12 protein-coding genes are annotated in these 16,867 nt (G+C 59.8%); 3 read left to right on the forward strand and 9 right to left on the reverse strand.

Translation table 11 applies throughout. The annotated features are described in order from the left end of the window. Positions 1-112 precede the first annotated feature (112 nt). The 3 genes from PSH59_RS17045 (at position 113) to PSH59_RS17055 (ending at position 2,020) form a co-directional block, all read left to right on the forward strand. Entirely contained in the window at positions 113-1,003 is an 891-nt protein-coding gene (locus tag PSH59_RS17045; RefSeq protein ID WP_305393269.1) for a LysR family transcriptional regulator, read from the forward strand. A gap of 233 nt (positions 1,004-1,236) precedes the next feature. Continuing rightward, complete coding sequence (locus PSH59_RS17050; RefSeq protein WP_305393270.1) at positions 1,237-1,605, forward strand: hypothetical protein; 369 nt, start codon at positions 1,237-1,239, stop codon at positions 1,603-1,605. Positions 1,606-1,693: 88 nt separating this feature from the next. Further along, complete coding sequence (locus PSH59_RS17055; protein WP_305393271.1) at positions 1,694-2,020, forward strand: low molecular weight protein tyrosine phosphatase family protein; 327 nt, start codon at positions 1,694-1,696, stop codon at positions 2,018-2,020. 62 nt (positions 2,021-2,082) lie between these two features. Here the strand turns inward: PSH59_RS17055 and pelG are convergent, their stop codons facing one another. From pelG to PSH59_RS17100, 9 genes are all read right to left on the reverse strand, one after another. After that, the gene (gene pelG / locus PSH59_RS17060) at positions 2,083-3,453 is read right to left on the reverse strand and encodes an exopolysaccharide Pel transporter PelG (RefSeq protein WP_248082349.1); all 1,371 of its coding nucleotides are present in this window, start codon (positions 3,451-3,453) and stop codon (positions 2,083-2,085) included. Beyond that, positions 3,453-4,967, reverse strand: a complete 1,515-nt coding sequence (pelF, locus tag PSH59_RS17065) for a GT4 family glycosyltransferase PelF (protein ID WP_305393272.1) — start codon at positions 4,965-4,967, stop codon at positions 3,453-3,455. The genes pelG and pelF overlap by 1 nt, the downstream gene beginning before the upstream one ends. Beyond that, the gene (locus PSH59_RS17070; RefSeq protein ID WP_248082353.1) at positions 4,960-5,952 is read right to left on the reverse strand and encodes a HEAT repeat domain-containing protein; all 993 of its coding nucleotides are present in this window, start codon (positions 5,950-5,952) and stop codon (positions 4,960-4,962) included. The genes pelF and PSH59_RS17070 overlap by 8 nt, the downstream gene beginning before the upstream one ends. Further along, the gene (locus PSH59_RS17075; protein WP_248082355.1) at positions 5,930-7,297 is read right to left on the reverse strand and encodes a PelD GGDEF domain-containing protein; all 1,368 of its coding nucleotides are present in this window, start codon (positions 7,295-7,297) and stop codon (positions 5,930-5,932) included. The genes PSH59_RS17070 and PSH59_RS17075 overlap by 23 nt, the downstream gene beginning before the upstream one ends. A gap of 5 nt (positions 7,298-7,302) precedes the next feature. Beyond that, entirely contained in the window at positions 7,303-7,821 is a 519-nt protein-coding gene (locus tag PSH59_RS17080; RefSeq protein WP_248082357.1) for a penicillin-binding protein activator LpoB, read from the reverse strand. A gap of 27 nt (positions 7,822-7,848) precedes the next feature. Then, on the reverse strand, positions 7,849-11,457 hold the full coding sequence (locus tag PSH59_RS17085) for a tetratricopeptide repeat protein (protein WP_305393273.1): 3,609 nt from the start codon (positions 11,455-11,457) through the stop codon (positions 7,849-7,851). After that, positions 11,435-14,248: a bifunctional glycoside hydrolase 114/ polysaccharide deacetylase family protein gene (locus PSH59_RS17090; protein ID WP_305393274.1), complete on the reverse strand. Its 2,814-nt coding sequence runs from the start codon at positions 14,246-14,248 to the stop codon at positions 11,435-11,437. Before PSH59_RS17090 ends, PSH59_RS17085 begins: the two co-directional genes overlap by 23 nt. 63 nt (positions 14,249-14,311) lie before the next feature. Further along, positions 14,312-15,244 (reverse strand): NAD-dependent epimerase/dehydratase family protein, encoded by a 933-nt coding sequence (locus tag PSH59_RS17095; protein ID WP_248082369.1) that lies wholly within the window; start codon positions 15,242-15,244, stop codon positions 14,312-14,314. Between the two features lie 990 nt (positions 15,245-16,234). Then, positions 16,235-16,729 carry a demethoxyubiquinone hydroxylase family protein gene (locus PSH59_RS17100; RefSeq protein WP_305393275.1) on the reverse strand — a complete coding sequence of 165 codons (495 nt, stop codon included), beginning with the start codon at positions 16,727-16,729 and terminating at the stop codon, positions 16,235-16,237. Between the last annotated feature and the right edge of the window lie 138 nt (positions 16,730-16,867).

Here is a 16,867-nt window from a genome sequence, read left to right on the forward strand (position 1 = left end):
TGGCTTGTCGAGCGTCAGGCGCACCCACTTGATAGGGCTATATTGCCTGTTTCAATAAGCCCGCATAATCTGAGAATATCGGTAACCTATCTACCAAATATCGGAACATTCCATGGACAGATTTGAGGCAATGAAGCTGCTCGTGGTTGCGATTGATGCTGGCAGCCTGACGGCGGCCGGCCGGCTAGCCGACATCCCTCTTCCCACCATCAGCAGGAAAATTTCTGACCTGGAGATGCTGATAGGCAGCCGCTTATTGATTCGAACCACGCGCAGGCTCTCGTTGACCGATGCAGGGGTGGCTTATGTGGCTGCGGCGCGCCGAATACTGGAGCAGTTGGAGGTGGCCGAACGCGAAGCTGCCGGAGAATTCATTGCCCCCAAAGGCGAGCTGGTCCTGACCGCGCCAATCATGTTCGGTCGGCTGCATGTGCTGCCGATCGTCAACGCGTTTTTAGCGGAGTTTTCCGAAATCAACATTCGGCTCTTGCTTTCAGATCGCAACGCGCACCTCGTTGACGACCACGTGGACATGGCAGTACGCATCGGAACACTCGCTGACAGCGGCATGATCGCCACTCAGGTGGGGGCCATGAGAACCGTAATGTGCGCGAGTCCCAGGCTGCTGGAAGCGTATGGAAGACCTGAATGTCCCGCAGATCTGCAGCACTTGCCAACCGTGCGACTTGACGCCCCTATGCCTTTTCAACACTCAAAACATGGCGTGGCGGAATCGACGAGGCGGATTACCCCGCGCTTATCGGTGACGACCGCTGAAGCCGCAGCGCAGGCCGCCATTGATGGCGTTGGAGTCGTTCAGTTATTGCACTATCAAGTCGCGGAAGCGGTCAGCGAGGGACTGCTGGAGATTGTGCTGGATAAATATGAGCCTTCGTCGGCGCCTATCAACCTGATCCACATGTCACCTGGGCACATGCCCCTGAAAATGAGGCGATTTCTGGATTTTGCTGTTCCTCGGTTTCGTCAACGCCTGGATCAGTAAATTCCGCGATGGCGTGCGTGAACATTCAGATGGCATATGACTTATATCGGGGATGTTGGCGCGAACACGCCGACGAAGCGGGCCAGAGGCCGAAAACTTCCAAGATGGCTGCAATCGCGGGAATTTGTGATTTTTTCACGAGAGGGTTAAGAACAAAATCAAGACACTGAACCATCGACCACGATTACGATAACCACCAAAGCCGATTTGCCCCCAAGTTCCAGGAATTGTTCATGCCATTCATTATTACCTGCGTTGTGTCCCTGTTTTTTTGGACTGTTGTTTCAGCAATCACAGGCGCTGCGGAGCCCTGGGACCTGGCCAGTTACTGGACCCTCATCTATCCCGCCGCGCTCGTGTTGTCCGTGATCCTTGGGGCCGTTCTAAAAAGCTCACAGTGGTCAGCAGGCGCCATTGTAATGCTCTCTCAGATCCCCGTGGTTTTAGCGACTTCGGGTACATCCCCGTTGCTCGCAGCCGGTATCATCATTGCGGCCTTTCTCTCAATTCCGGCGATCGCGCTGTCATGGCTCGCCGGCAAATTGCGCTCAGGTAAGAAGTTCGTCCGCTGGAGTTCAAGCCAGAAAAAAATTGGAAACTGATGTATACCCGTGCAGCCAAACGGTACAGAGCACCCCCACTCGGGATGAGCTATCCCACCTGCGCAACCCGCCAACTACTGGATCAAGAGTGACTAACCTCCTGTTCGTCTATAGCCGTAACCAATGGCGTAGTCCTACTGCGCAAGCGATCTGGCGCCGTCGCCCCGGCTTTAATGCCCGTTCCGCAGGAACCAGTCCAAATGCACGTAAACCTATCAGCCCAGCGGACATTCGCTGGGCTGACGTGATCTTTGTCATGGAACGCAAACATCTTAATCGTCTTCAGGCTGAATACGCCCGTCTTCTGGAACACAAACGGCTCCACTCTCTCGATATTCCCGATGATTACCGCTACATGGATCCTGAACGGGTGGGCATGCTTGAAGACATTGTGAAGTCCTACCTCACCACGTAGGCTTCATGCCGGAACGACTGTTGCAGGCGTGGTCGCGGATTTTCGTACGACTGAAACCGCGATCAACGCGACAACATGAACGTCTCGTACTCCAGATCCTCCAGCGCCGACGACAACCGCGCCAGTCCCAGCAGGACACACATCAGCAACGACAGCGTAAACCCATACCCGAAGAAGCTCGGGCCCAGGTGCATGCTGAGCAGGGTAAGGCCGGCGTTGAGCACTGCGAACAGGACGCACAGTTCCAGCACCACGCGGCGTTTGTCGAGATAGAAGAACACGTTGAGCAGCGCCATGAAGACGACCTGGATGCTCACGCCGATCAAGTCGATGTAGAACAGTGGCAGGTAGTAGCTGGAGATCCCCAGCCAGTCCAGCAGGCGTGGTGCGAAGAGGAACAGCAGCACCACGGTGAGGCCCTGGACTTTGCAGATTTCCAGCAGTCCCTGGCGGATGGACAAGGTCATTTCGGTCTTCAGGGAGCCGATGTGTTGCAGGGTTTCGCCGTCGCGAATGGCCCGGAACAGGCGGTCGTACCATTCGGCGAAGTCGGTTTCGATGCGCACCAGGAACACGGCCATGCCGGGGATGATCGCGAGGTAGGCAATGAAGATCGGCATGTCGTAGAGGATTGATGCACGCAGTGGGCCGATGACGGCGTTGGAGGTGGCCGGATTGAACCAGAACATGATCTTGTCCACCCAGATGCCGAAGTTGTAGAAGAACCCGGTCACCAGCAGGCTCAGGAACACGTTGCGACGGTCGAGGAAGTCGAAAGCGATGAGCTTTTCAGCCTGGTATTCGCGCAGGATGTCGTAGAGGTACAGAAAAAGCAGCGTGCTGTGCCCGATCAACAGCGCCAGCAGCAGGCCTGGCATTTGCAGGAAGCTCAGCAGGTAGGCGCTGGCGACCATCAGCGAATAGCCCACCAGCATTACCAGCAGGATGCGGTTATATTTTTTCATCCCCGACAGAAAAATGATCACGATCCAGAGGTTGCACAGCACTACGAAGTTCGAGAGCACCAGCACGCGGTAGATCAGCGGCTGGTCGAACAGCACCGCCAGCAGGATGATGCCCAGTACACCGGCACCCGCGGTGACCAGCAACAATATGCCCAACAGGTTGGGCAGGATGTGCTCGTAGTTGCGCTGGAACAGTTGGTCGGACACAAACCGGGTAAAGAACAGTTGCAGGCCGCCCGTCAGGATCAACGAGCTGGCCATCAGGTACGTGACCGTCACCAGAAACTGCCCGACCAGCGAGTTGGGCAACATTAAGCCCAGGCTGATGATGCCCACCAGCATGACGCTGATGATCGACAGCACCCACGGCCCGGAGCTGATCAACCCGGCATAGACGTAGGCATGCAGGGTGGCGGTGTAAGAGTCGCGCGAGAGGATCTTGCGCAGTTCAAAGCCAATACCGGCCATTAGCTGTTCTCCATGGCTGCCTGGTACAGGTCGCGGTAGCGCTGCAGCATCAGGGCTTCGGTGTAATAACGGTTGACCCGCGCCAGGCCGCTGGCCTGCGCGGCTTGCCAGCGTTCGGGGCTGCGCAGCAGTTCCAGGATGGCGGCGGAGGTGGCCTGTGGGTCGGCGATCGCGACAACCTTGCCCGCCATGCCGAGGTCTCGGTCTTCGGCGCTGCCGCCTTCGATCAGTTCGCGGCACGAACCCACGTCGCTGCTGACCACCGGCGTGCCGGCGGCCCAGGCTTCAAGGATGACCAAGGGTTGCGCCTCACTGATTGAGGTCAACACCATCAGGCCAAGCTGGGGCAGGATATCCTGGATACGCTGGAAGCCGAGGAAGTGCACTTTGCCTTCCAGGCCCAGGCTGGCCATGAGGCTGCGGCATTCGCTGACGTACTCCGGGTCTTCTTCTTCAGGCCCGACGATCCAGCCTTCGACCTCAGGCATGGCGCTGATCACACCGCGCATGGCCCGAAGGAAGGTTTTCACGTCCTTGATCGGCACCACACGCCCGATCAGGCCCACCCGCGGGGCAATGCCTGGCGCGCGTGTTTCAAGCACGCGGTTCCACTGCGACAGGTCGATGCCATTGGCAATCAGTTGCGTGCGCGCAGGTTCGGCGCCGTCCTTGATCTGGCGCTGACGGTTGCCGTCATACAGGGCAATGATGTTGTCGGCGCTGTTGTAGGCCAGTTGGCCAATTCGCTCGAAGTAGCGCACCCACAGCGTACGGATGTAACCCGAGCCGCCGTCGAGGCTGCGGTTCAGCGCCTGGCCGGAGGCCTCGGCGATCCACGAGGCCTGGGCCAGGTCGATCTTGCGTTCTTTGGTATAGATGCCGTGCTCGCTGAGCACATAGGCGCAGTTCCAGCGTTGCTTGAGAATGCAGCCCAACAGCCCGGCGTAACCGGTGGAAATCGAATGCAGCACTCGTGCCTGCGGCATCTTGCGCGAGGCCTCGGCCAGCATCAGCAAAGGCGACTGCAGTGAGCGCAAGGTCCAGAAATAATTGACGAAGGACGGGTCGGCACAATGCTGGCGATAACCTTCGCTGAGCGTCTCCCAACTGGCGCGACTGCGCACGACGTCGTCGAGGGTCATGTCGCCGCTGGCGATGTAATCGAGCAGCTTCTCACCCAACTCACGCTCAGGCGGGTCCGGGTGATGTAAGAAGCGATACAAGTCGGCCAACTGCTGTGGGTTAGCTTCTCGCGGCGCGCCACGCAGGTGGGTGGGATGAGTCGCATCCTCCAGGAACACTTCTTCGATGTGCAGCACGTTGGCCGGCACTTCGTAACGGCGTTTCTCATACGCCGAGCGCTGGCCGCCAATGAACATCACCGAAAAGGTCAGCTCCGGCAGGCCGAGGATCATTTGGTGAATCCAGCTCGAAACGCCGCCGCGCACGTAAGGCCAGGTGCCTTCGAGCAGCAGGCAGATATCTGCAACCGGTGCTTCTTGCTTGTTACTCATTCCAGCTCCTCACCAACTCAGCGAACGGTGGCCGCTGGCGGGTTTCCTCGGGAAGGCTGGCGAGCAACCCGGGGATTTCGTGATAACGACCGGCCTCGAACGCCAGCTCTGCGCGAAATGGCAAGACCTGGGCCGAGCCCATGCCGTTTTCTTCCGCCAGGCGCAGAAGTGATTCGGCGCGCTCGTTCTCGCCGCGCTCCAGTGCGATACGGCCAGCCAGTAGAAACAACTCGCCGCCCTCGCCCGCCGCCAGGCCCTGCTCGGCATGCTCGCTGGCCTGGTTGAGGACGTGCTCCAGCACGCTGCCTTGCGCTAGACCGAGGTAGGCCAGTTCCCAATACCAGCGCGCCAACATACTGTGGACCGGACCTGCAGTGCGCGAACTGACATCCACCAGTTGCTCAAGGGCCATCTGGATGTGCAGGTTGATGTCGCTTTCCTGCTTGTCGAGCATCGAGTAAGCGAGCAGGCGTACGTCATCGCTGGGGTCGCCAAGCGCCAACTTGAGAATGGGCACCGCGTCCTTGCCGGGCATCCGTCGCGTGGCCAACAAGGCCGACAAACGCTGGTCCGGATCGGGCGCGTGGCGCAACACATCCTGTAAGCCGCCATCCGCGAAAACCGGCTTGTGCAACTGCGTCTGCGCGCGGTACGGCAAGCTTGGAATGCCAACGGCCTGCCAGGCTTGTCTGTCGCGTTTGCGCGGCAAGTACAGAGCCGGGAAGATCGCGGCCATCACACCCAGGGTGCCGATGAGCGGAACAAAGAACGCCAGGCTGAAGATGAACAGCGGGCTCCAGGGCAAGGGCTTGCGGTAGCGGGCTGGCAGCAACAGCCACACGGCCGCGCACAGCATCAGGCAGGCGAAGCCGTGGCTGAAGGTGAAGACCAGCAATTGGTCGATTTGAGGCGCGTCGAGCCACAAGCTCGCCAAGCTGCCCGACTCTAACACCAAGGCTCCGCTAAACAGCCACTTGCTGATCATTCAGGCCACACTCGTTGTAAAGGAAATTACGCAGCCCGTTTCGGTCACAGCCAGGCTCCAGATTGAAAGGCATAATCCGGACGCCCAGGCTCTGGAAGTCGCTGTCGATACCAAAATGCTCGTGCAGCAACAGGCTGATACGGGCCAGGTAGCCCTCTGTGCCTTGCGGACTGGTCAACGGCAACAGCACCAGCAGCAGCGCGTGATCGCGGTTGTTGCGCACCGGCAAGTGCAGGTCCAGGCCGCGCTGGCTGCGTTCCATCAGGCGCGTCAGCTCGTCATTGGGGCGCGTCATCTCAAACGCGAACAACCCGGCCGGCAATGTATGCTGCTCGATGTCCACCAGCGAGCGCTTGAGTTGCAGTGTGAACTGCTGGGCGTCGGCGTTCGGCAGTTGCAGCACTTGCGGGTCGCGGCGCAGCAGGTCGGCGATGTGGCCGGCCAGCAGCGACAACAGGCTCAGGGTGCGGTCCTGGAACGCAAAGAACGGCATTTGCCGAACCGCCAGGATGGCCAACAGGCGCCCTTCGGCGTCGATCAACGGGATGCACGCTTGCAGCGAAGAAAACTGCGACGAGTTGCCGGAATCAATCAACTCCTGGCGCACGCTGACCAGCTCACCGCGCTCAAGGCACAGCTTGATCAGCTCATCTGAAGCGTCCAACGGCCCCATCACACCGATCATCGCCAGGGCTTGAGGCAGTATGTTTTTTTCACTGTCGTCGACGCGGTACAAACCAGCCACGCGCAAGGCGCCGTACTGACCGAGCATCGCCACGATGGGCTCGGCCAACTCGCCCAGTGCATCGCCTTCGACCGGCATGCCGCGCAGTTTGTCCCGCAGGCCCAGCAAGGAGCTGCGCAGGCTCTGGTCGCTGCCCGCCATACGCTGTTCGAGCAGGTCATGGGAGACCCGCAGAATCTGGTGCGCGCGGGTGAACTCGTCGAGACGGTACTGACGGTATTCATTGGCCATTTGCAGGCGTTCCAGACGGCGCGTCCACAGGTCACGCACTTCACCGACCAGCATCCCGCACACCAGCACGCCGACGATAAACGACGGATCAATCTGCGTATAACCTTCGTGTCCGCTGCTGCGCAGCGCAAACAGCACCGCCACCACCAGTACCGCGCTGAACAACCCGCGCACAAAACCGTAACGTACCCCTGACAGCAGCGGCGCAAGGATCGGCCAAGGGAAACCGGCATGCATCTGCAACGGGTCTTCAGGCGTCAACCAGAAGCCGAGACCGATCGCCAGACCGGTCACCAGTATCGTTTCCAGCCAAGACACCGGCCCGCTGGCTCGCGGTGCCAGGCTGTAATCCATGTGTGGAGAATTCATTGCGTTCACTCGAACCGAAGGGCGCCAACAAGTTTGTCGATGACTGTTTGAGCATTGCCCGCCAGGCTTTCACGGGACCAGCCGGCGCGGGCGCCACTTTTGCTCCACAGCACACGGCCGCTGCTGGCTTCCAGCACGCGCAGGCTGATGCCCACCGCCGGCTCGCCGTCCAGGCCGTTCTTGTACTGCCACTCTTCAACGCTGCCCGCGACCACGTAATCGAGTTTCTGCTCACGGGCCCAATCGAGGGCACCGGCCAGACGCTCATTGTCGTCCATCAAGGCTTGTTCGCCCTGGGTGGTGACAGGGTAAACCCGTGGTTGCAGACCATGGCTGCTGAGCACACTGAGCAGGATCTGCTCGCTGCGCTCACCGGCTTGCGGGGTCTGCGAATAGTTGACCATCGGCATGATGCCCCACTGCGCATTGCGCGGCAGGTTCGGGCTGGTCTCACTGGTGAAGCTTGAGCAGCCGGCAACGAACAGGACTGTCAGAGCCAGGCTCAGGTTACGAATTACTTGCATAGGTTTTCTCCCGTAGAGATTCTGTAATCAGCGCCCGAAACGCACGCCGTAGCTCATGCCCAGTGTTCCGCCGGATTTGCCATCCCCGCCTTGTGGCGCAGATTGGTACCCGACGGTCAGGGCCAGTTCGTCGTCACCCAGCACTTCAAAGCCGATGCCGGTGTTCATGCCGTAGTTAAAGGTTTGGTCTGTCCACTGCCAGCCTGCCGTCACGTCCACCAGCCAGGTGTATTGCGGCTTGGTGCGCACCAGCGCGCCAGGGATGCCGCGACGCCAGGTGGTACCGACGTAGAGTTGGCCGTAGCGGCTTTGCAGCAGGTTGTCGGCGGTGACCGGGTCTACATCAAGAGGATCTGGCAGCCCCGTATCGACCTCTATGGACTGAGGCGTGACCCTGACGGCACCGCCGTTGCGGCTGGACAGGTACTCCAGCTCCCGATCCTTCACGTTGTTTTTCTGATAATCCGCACCGCCGCGCACCGTCCAGTTAGGCCCGGCGAATTCCAGCGTGTGGTTAAGCTCCACCTTCAGCGCATGCCCGGTACCCAGCGAGTCGCCGGCACGGGTAGAGAACGAGCGCTGCGCCACTTCCCAGCTCAACTGGTCCCGCGCGGTCAGGCCATGACGCCCGCCGACCCAGGCACGGTCCTGCTGGCCGAAGGCGCGCATCAAGCCGCTGTCGTCACTCTTGCGATGCCAGTCCAGGCCGGTCTCGAGTTGATGGCGGGTACCCAGTTGCCACATGCGCGACAGCCCCAGGCCGTTGCGATCGTCGTCCTTACGCTGGCTGGTGTCGGCGAACACCTTCCAGCTGCCGTTTTCCACCGAACGAATCAAGGTCAGGGCTGCGTTGCTCTCGTCACCGATCCTCGATGAAATAATGTCGTCGCCCTTGTAGTTGCCGTGCTCCATTTCGAGATCGGCGTACCAGTTGTCACCCAGGTTGTGCGCGATTTCCAAACGCGGCGCATCAAACGAGAGACCACCGAAGTCCTGCTTCTGGTAGGACAGCAGCGCGCCTTGCGGGGTGCTTTCGTGGATCTCCACGGCTTGACGGCGCAGTTGCTCGCGCACCGACTCCGGTTGCTCGTCACCCAGTGCGGTCAGGCTGGTATCCAGCGCTTCGTTGTCGCGACCCAACCGGCTGAGTGCCTGCGCACGTTGCGCAGGGTTCAAGTCGCTGCTGGCCAACAGGGTTTCAACCTGAGCCTTGTTGCGGCTGCGCAGGGCTTCCTGAATCTGCTCGTAACGGTCGACCTTGAGGCCTTGGCCACGCGCCCATTCCAGCCATTGGTCTTTCTGCGACTCCTGATTGGTCGCATCCAGCCGTGCCAGCAGGCGCTCGAACCACATCTGCTTCATCGACGGCGAACCGTCTTTCCACTTCAATAGTTCCTGCTGCGCCTTGCGTGGCGAGTAGCTGCTGGACATCAATCGCAACCAGATTGCGTAGCGCGGGGACGAAGGTTGCAGCCCTTCAGCCTCGGGATGGCGCAGCAGTTTCAAGCGCAGCCGTTGCGCTGCGTCCTGGTAGCCGGCGGTGTCCAGTGCATCGGCGTAGGCCGCCTGCACCAGCCAGTCGTTCGGGGTTAGCTTGAGGTACATGCGGTACCACGCCAACGCCTCGGTATCGCGACTCAGCAATTGACTGGCGCTGGCAAACGGCAGCCAGAGCAGGCGGTCTTCACGCGCATAGGCGCGCCACTTGGACAGCAGTGGCTTGAGTTTCTCGGTGTAGCCCTGGTCGACATACAGCCAGATCATGCGCTCGCGGAACAGGTTGTCATTGGGGTAGCGCGACAGGCCCAGCAGGTACAAACGCTCGGCTTCGGCGGTGTCGCCCTGCTCAATCGCCAATGCACCCCGCACGGCCAGGACCTGGGCTTGCTCGTAGGCCTCCGGGTACTGTTTAGCGTCTTCGAGCAATGCGACCACTTGGTCCCACTCCTGCAATTCCTGGGCGAGCTGCAAGGCCTCGACCAAGCGTTGCGGGTCTTGGGCGCGTTTCCAACTGGCGACCATCAGGGCCAGGGCGCGCTGTGGGTCACGGGTGCGGTAAAGGGTGATCAGCTGACTTTCGTCACCACTGACCAGCTTGCCGTTGATGGCGAGCAGGCGCTCCAGCGAAACGCGCAAGTCGTCATCACGCTCCAAATCCCAGGCCAGGCTGGCGCGTGCGTGCCAGTACTCCGGGTCCTTGATCGACGGATCGTCCAACTTCACGATGTCCCATGCAGCCTGCTCGTCGAACAGCTTCATCTCGGTGCCGACCCAGTCCACCCGCTCGGCCGAGGTCAGGGTGAAGCGTTGGGCGTAGTCGTTGTAAACCTTGCTTCTTGCGGCGAACTGCCCGGTGTTGTCCACATTTTGCAGCAAGCGCGTCCACGCCAGGCGGTGCCCTGGGTATTTGCGCAGGTAGGTGCGCAACCAGGCCTCGGCCTCGGCAGGCGTGCCGCGCGATTCGTGGCCGTAGATCAATGCGTCCAGCTCGATATCAGTGAGCGCGCGCTGTTGCATGATCTCGGCAAGCAGCGGGATTGAACGGTCGAAATCGAACTGCTGGCTGGCCAGGCGCCAGGCGTGCTCGCGGGTTTTCGGGTCTTCCTTCAGCTTGAGCACACGAATCCAATAACCCAAGGCTGCTGCGTTATCGCCGCGCCACTCACCGAGCAGCGCCATTTGCTCGAGCAGTTCAATGTCGTCCGGATAATCGACCGTCAATTGCTGACCGGTTTCCCAGGCGCCTGCCAGGTCGTTGATGGCCAGGCGCACGTGGAATTCTTTCAGCGCAATTTTCGGGTTGTCCGGCTGCACCTCGCGCCACTGCTTGAGTACGCGTTGCGCCAAGTCAAAGCGTTTGGTTGCCACCGCCACGTCGACGCCCTGCTCCAGCCAGGCCACATCGGTCTGGGGGTTCGTCAGTTGGGGCAATTCGTCGGACAGCACCTGCGCGGCCTGTTCATCGCGACCCGCCGACAGCAGGCTGTCGAACGCCAATTGCGCATAGTCACGGCGCTCTGCCGGCTGCTGGGTGTCGCGCCTGAGTTGCAGGTAAATATCTGCAGCAAGCTCCGGTTTGCCACTGGCCATGTACCACTGCGCGGCCGATTTGAGTGCCTCGGCACGCTGTGCCGGATCGCGCGCGGCGATTTCTTCGTACACCCCGGCGGCGAACTCGGGCGCCTGTAAAGCCAGCGCCCGCGCCGCCAGGTTTTGCAACTGAGGCATGGGCAGCTTGTGATAATCGAAGCTCCCCAGACGCTCGACCAGCGCCTGCTGCGCAATCAGGTCGTCGCTGCTGGTGGCAACCAGCGCGTCCAGTTCAAGGCGATAGTAAGCCTGGGTTTCAGGCTGCGGCTTGGGCCACGCATCCAGGTGCTGGCGCGCTTTGGTGTAGTCACCGAGGCGGATCAACAGATCGACCAGTTGCAGGCGCAAGTGATCGTCGTCCGGGTGCGCCGTGAGCAGCAGCTCGGCATAGTTGGCCGATACTGCATCAGGCTGGCGACCGTCGGGTTGGAACACTTCTTCGCGCTGGAAGGTCGCCCACAACAGGCCACCCACTGCGACTGTCACTACCGCCAATGCCCAAGGATTGAGCAGGCGGCTGCTTTTAGTTGCAGAGGAGCTGACCATTACTCACCTGCTTCATAGGTAATTGAAACGTCCAAAGGCCGGCCGAAGCCTTGCCCGCAAATTGTTGCCCATCCACTTCAACGCGGCAGGCCGTGGCCGAGCGTACGGAGAAGGTCAGGTCGAACTGGCCGGCGAACGCAAAGCTCACGCGGCGCTCATCCAGGTAACGCCAGTCCAGCAAGGGCAAATTGGCTTCTTCCAACGCCGGTCTTGGGTCTCGATCCGGGCGCAGCACCAGCAAGGCCTTGTCACTGCTCAGGGCCACGTAGCGCCCTTGCGGTAAATCGCGCACACCAGCGATGCCCTGCGATTGCAACAGATCCGGCCAGCCCATTTGGGCGTCCAGGCGCACGGTGCGCAGTGCATCCATCCCGCGAATCTGCCAGGCGCCATCGGCCGTGCGCGCCAGGCTTGCTTGATACAGGCCGTGCAGGCGGTCGAGGTAGTCGCTCATCCACAACGACATTGGCTGCTGCTCGCGCATGTAGCCGTAGATCTCGTGCATGGCCTTGATCGAAGCCTGCTTGGTGCTGGAGTAGAAGTGGTAATACAGGTGCAGACCCCGCAGACGGCGCGGGCTGTCGGTGAGCTGGAACGTCTCGATCAACTCGCGGAATCCGTAATACGGCCCCTTCCACAAGTTGGTGTACAGGTTCTCGTTGATGATCGGTGCGTAGTACTGCAAGCCGCCCGCGGTCGGGCGCAGCAACGGGTTAAGTCCGGTCAGCGACGGATTGGCCTTGGTCATGATGGTTTCGGCACCGTTGACATTCTTCAGGCCCGCGTCATACGCCAATTTGATAGTGCTTGCCGATGGCAGCGCGTCACCTGGCCAGAACACCAATTTCACTGGCTTCTGCGGGGTGGTCAGGTTCTGGTTGATATAGTCGCGCGAGCCGAATATTTCGCGACGAAAATCAATTTTGTCGTAGCCGAGCACCTTCATGTTCATGCCGTATTCCGGGTTGAAGTTCTCGCGCTTCTTGGCTTTATCCGGCTGCATGAAAAATGGGTGGCTGTAGGTATGCGTAGCAACTTCGACTTTAGGGTTGGCAAAGATCTCGCGCGCAATCGGCTCCAGTTCCCGGGCCAGGAAGGGGAACGAGCCGCGCGGTGAAATCTCGGCTTCGATGATCGACACCGACGTCAGGAACGGGTTGGGCTTGATGTAGTCGTCCAGCGTGTGGCGCCCAGCATAGGGCGTACCACGCACTTCGGCCCGGGAAGGAAAGCCATCACCATCAATGTGCACGGTCGCAATGCGACGGCCATTTTCGGTGGTGCTGTCCGGCCGCGGCTGGCTTGGCAGGTGCAGGCTGGCCTGGAGAAACGCAAAGGGATCGAGGATCCAGCGGCTGCGCTCGTTGTTGGTTTCAAGCAGATAGGGAGCAAGTGCCAAGCCACCCCATTTGCCGACCACCACCGGCGTGAACACTTCACCGCCAGCCCCCTTCAACGACAGTGCGGCTGTTGGGCCATTGGGCATGACTGAAACGGCGGTGAGGTCGCGCGAGCGTGGCACCACCGGCGCTTCAAATGCCCCTACCAGGGTTTTGTCCTGGTGAGTAACCGTCACCACCTGCGTGGCGGGCGGCGCATCACGCTTGAGGCCAAGGCGCTTGAGCAGCAGCTTGTCTTCAACCGGCAACCCACTGAAAAACGCCACAGGCACCTGTTCGTCCAGGCGCGCATTGATGAAGCGATTATACGCAGCCGGGTCCTGCGGCGGACCGCTGGTCATCCAATTGACGACGCCGGCATACAAGCCACTAAAGCTGTACAGCGGAAGATTGCTGTCGGCTGGAAAATAATCGACGCGATAGCCCAGATATTCCAGCAAGCCGCCAAGATCGCTATGACCGGCAGCATCTTCCAGCGCGCCTTCGCGCGGGTCGAAGATCAGCGCGATACGGCGTGGCTGAACCTCGATGCTGCTGATGCCCAGGCTATTGAGGTCAGGCGTGCTGATATACGGAATGTAGCCTTCTTCGCGCAGACGCTTTGCCAGCTTGCGCGCTTCTTCACGGCGCTCCGGCGGCAAATAGTCGATCGCCACCAGCGGGATGCCTTTGGCGCGCAACGGTTTCAAATGCGTTTCAAGCCATTCTCGGTCGGACTCCGACACCGGACGATAACGTTTGGCGGAGGCATCCCAGCCCGCGTGGATCGACTCGACTGCCACAGCGACGGCAACTCCATCCAGCTCGGGCAATACCTCGAAACCGCGATTGAAGAACAACTTCAAAGTTGGCTGACGCTTGTGCAATTCACGCAGCAGGTTGACCAGGCCCACGTGCTGAGCTTCACGCTGGGCTGGGGGCAAGAGTTGGAAACTGTCGAGGGTATCGAGAAACACACCGCCATAACCTTGCGCTTGCAGGGCTTTGGCGCGAGCAAACAAATGCTCACGCCAAGCTGGCGAAGTGAGGTCCATGACCTGGCTGTCCCAGGCATCGTTACGCACTGGGGAACCCGCGTTGCTCAAGCCGGCTTTTTCGAGCTCCGCCTTATTGCCGTCGAATTCGCCCACGGACAAATAAGCAAAGGGTTCGCTGCCCAGCGTGCGCAGGGTTTTGACATCGGCGGGCGTCATGTGGCCGGGCTCGACCACCGCCCAATCGAACTGCGCCAGCTCCGCAAGGGGCGGCTGCTCGGCATACCAGAAAGCCACGCTGGCCGGCTGTGGCGACGTCGCGGCCTGCGCAGTCGACCCGCCAACGAACAACGCAAAAGCGGCCAGCAGCCGCTCGGCTATTGCGCGGACGCGCGTCCGGCGAAAAACGATTTCCATAATGCACTCTTGAAATGACTGAGACTGGGAGGGCGTTGAGGTCGAACAGGTGATACCGGCGCGTTACAAACTGCGAAGTAGCTGTGCCAACCCCTGGCCCACGGACGTCGGTTCCGAGAGCACATAGCGTTGCAGCAAGCGCGTGTTATTCGCACGGGAATGACGAATATCGCCCTGGCGCTGCGCCTGGTGCGTCACGGTCAGAGCAGTACCGGTCGCGCCGCCCAGTTCGGTGATCAGGTCGTTCAAACTCGTCGCGCGGCTGAACCCGACATTGACAGCGCCAGGCGCCGCTTCGCTGGTCTCTACGGCCTGCACGAGAATGTTCACCAGATCTTTCACGTAGACGAAATCGCGCGTCTGCCCACCGTCACCGAATACGGTAATCGGCTGCTTGGCGATTGCCCGCTGGCTGAAGATACTGATCACACCCGAGTACGGGGAGGACGGGTCCTGGCGTGGGCCAAAGATATTGAAGAAGCGAAAGATCACGGGCTCCAGGCCATGTTCGCGACGATAGAAGTCCAGGTAATACTCACTGGCCAGTTTGTCGCACGCGTAAGGCGTCAGGGGAGACTTGGCGATGTCTTCTTCAATGGCCGTGCCTTCGCCGTTATTGCCATAGACTGCGGCACTGGAAGCGAATACCACGCGCCTCACACCGGCCTTCAGCATCGCCTGGCAAACATTGAGCGTGCCGACAAAATTGCTTTGGTGAGTAGCGACAGGATCGTCTACCGACGCCTGCACGGAGGCCACTGCAGCCAAGTGAACCACAGCGTGGCAATCAAGCATGGCGTGCTCAACCACGGCGGTGTCTGCAACATCCCCCACAACGAGATCCAGAAGCGGATTCCCGATCGGCAAATTGCTCGTCTTGCCAGTCGACAGGTTATCCAGCACACGAATGCTGTAACCCCTGTCCAGCAAGGCATCGACCAAATGCGAGCCGATAAAGCCTGCACCACCGGTAATCAAAACTCGCTTAACTTCCATGAAGATTATTCCTGACGACTTAAGCGGAGGTTTCATGCATTCAGTCCGCTGATGGTGGCACGGGTATCGCCCTGCATAGCCTGAGAAATGCCTCAGCTCGCCGGGTCAAATGATGCCAATTTAGTAGCTTTAAGCCAGTAAAACGCGGCCGATAATGTTAGATCCGAAAGACACTGTCAACATTTCGTCTTTTTTGCCGAGGAACGGCACACATCGTTAAATTGCCGCCATTTAATTGACTTTAATTGGCGCATTTCGGCAGACAAATCTCCACCGTCGATTGAGCGCAGTTGGCTGCCCCACGCTTATAAGTGTCGCCCCTGAACCAACACTGACTCAGTAGAGGTTGTTGTTCCTGTGGAGATCTGTGCGCGAAGAACTGTTGTTCTTGCGCTCGGTGTTGTCCCCACGCCGCCATCTGCACGAAAACGTACGGCAGGTTGCTATCGACTTTCAGCCGGGTCATATAAAGCGCCAACGCGCCAATCAGGTCTGACTCGATAGGGGCCTGACACTCGGAGAAATATCGCTCGGCCAGTCGGCTTCCCGTTTCGTCCGCCGTGCGAGGACTTCATAAGCCCGGATACCCGATTGGGTGGTGGACGGCCCTGTGAAATTCAGGGCAATGTCCAGAGTTGCCGTGGCCAGCAACGCAGCACATTTTGCTGATCCGCGGCCATAGCTCGGCCGCTTACCGACGTTGAAAAATCAGAGTGGGCGCTGCGCCGATCGGTAGGATGTCTGCCGCAGATCCGAGCGTCTGCGCCTTGGTAATGCAACAAAACTCACAAAGCCCCCCCGGTGCTTGCTGACCGATCACGGCCACTTCGCCCGGCATCGTTTGCAGCGACGTTCAAACGATTTCCGGCTCTGTTGTACCGCGACTTCACCGGTGCCGTATTTGTGCTGTGTCTCCTGCAACGCGGTTTCAATCGAAAGAGTGCCCGGATCGTTCCGAGGGATTGAAACAACCCAGTTAAGGCCTGCTGCCTAAGAACGCATCCCCATCCAGATTACGGCCTCCGTCCATGCAGTCACCATCGGCGCCAACACTCTGAACCAGGGATCGCGCGCATCGATCTGCGAGGCTGAATGGTCATGGTGGTGTTGCTCCTCCGCCACAATCGAAGTAATGGCCGCTACCGCATGAGGATCGATGTTGACCAGCACATCAAGTTGATGAGCCAGGTGCTTAAGCACCACGCTCTCAACCGCGACGGTGGTAGCGACAATGGCTTTGCGGCCACACATGCCAGTCATCAGACCCAACGCCAGACCGCCGATGCCACACAACCAATAACTACGGCAGCGGGGATAACTACGGCGTTGCAGTTCATCCTGGAAAACCGCCCGATGGCGACGCTCGTGGGCGAGGAACTCTTGGAGCTCATTGACCATGCCCGGGATGAAAAGCCGGGCCATAAACAGCTGTCCGCTATAGATGCAGATAGCTCCATGCTCGCCTGCATGGTCGACCTTCATCATGCGATTGCCCAGGTCGTCATTCTTAGCCGTGAGATGCGCTGAATTCACGTTGAGCTGCCTTGTTCGAGGAGCGTGGTCATCGGCCTGTCCTGACTGTCGAGCCGGCATCGTGCTTCAACAACAGACAAAGACGCAAGT

It is taken from the genome of Pseudomonas sp. FP2309, from assembly GCF_030687575.1.
GTDB lineage: Bacteria > Pseudomonadota > Gammaproteobacteria > Pseudomonadales > Pseudomonadaceae > Aquipseudomonas.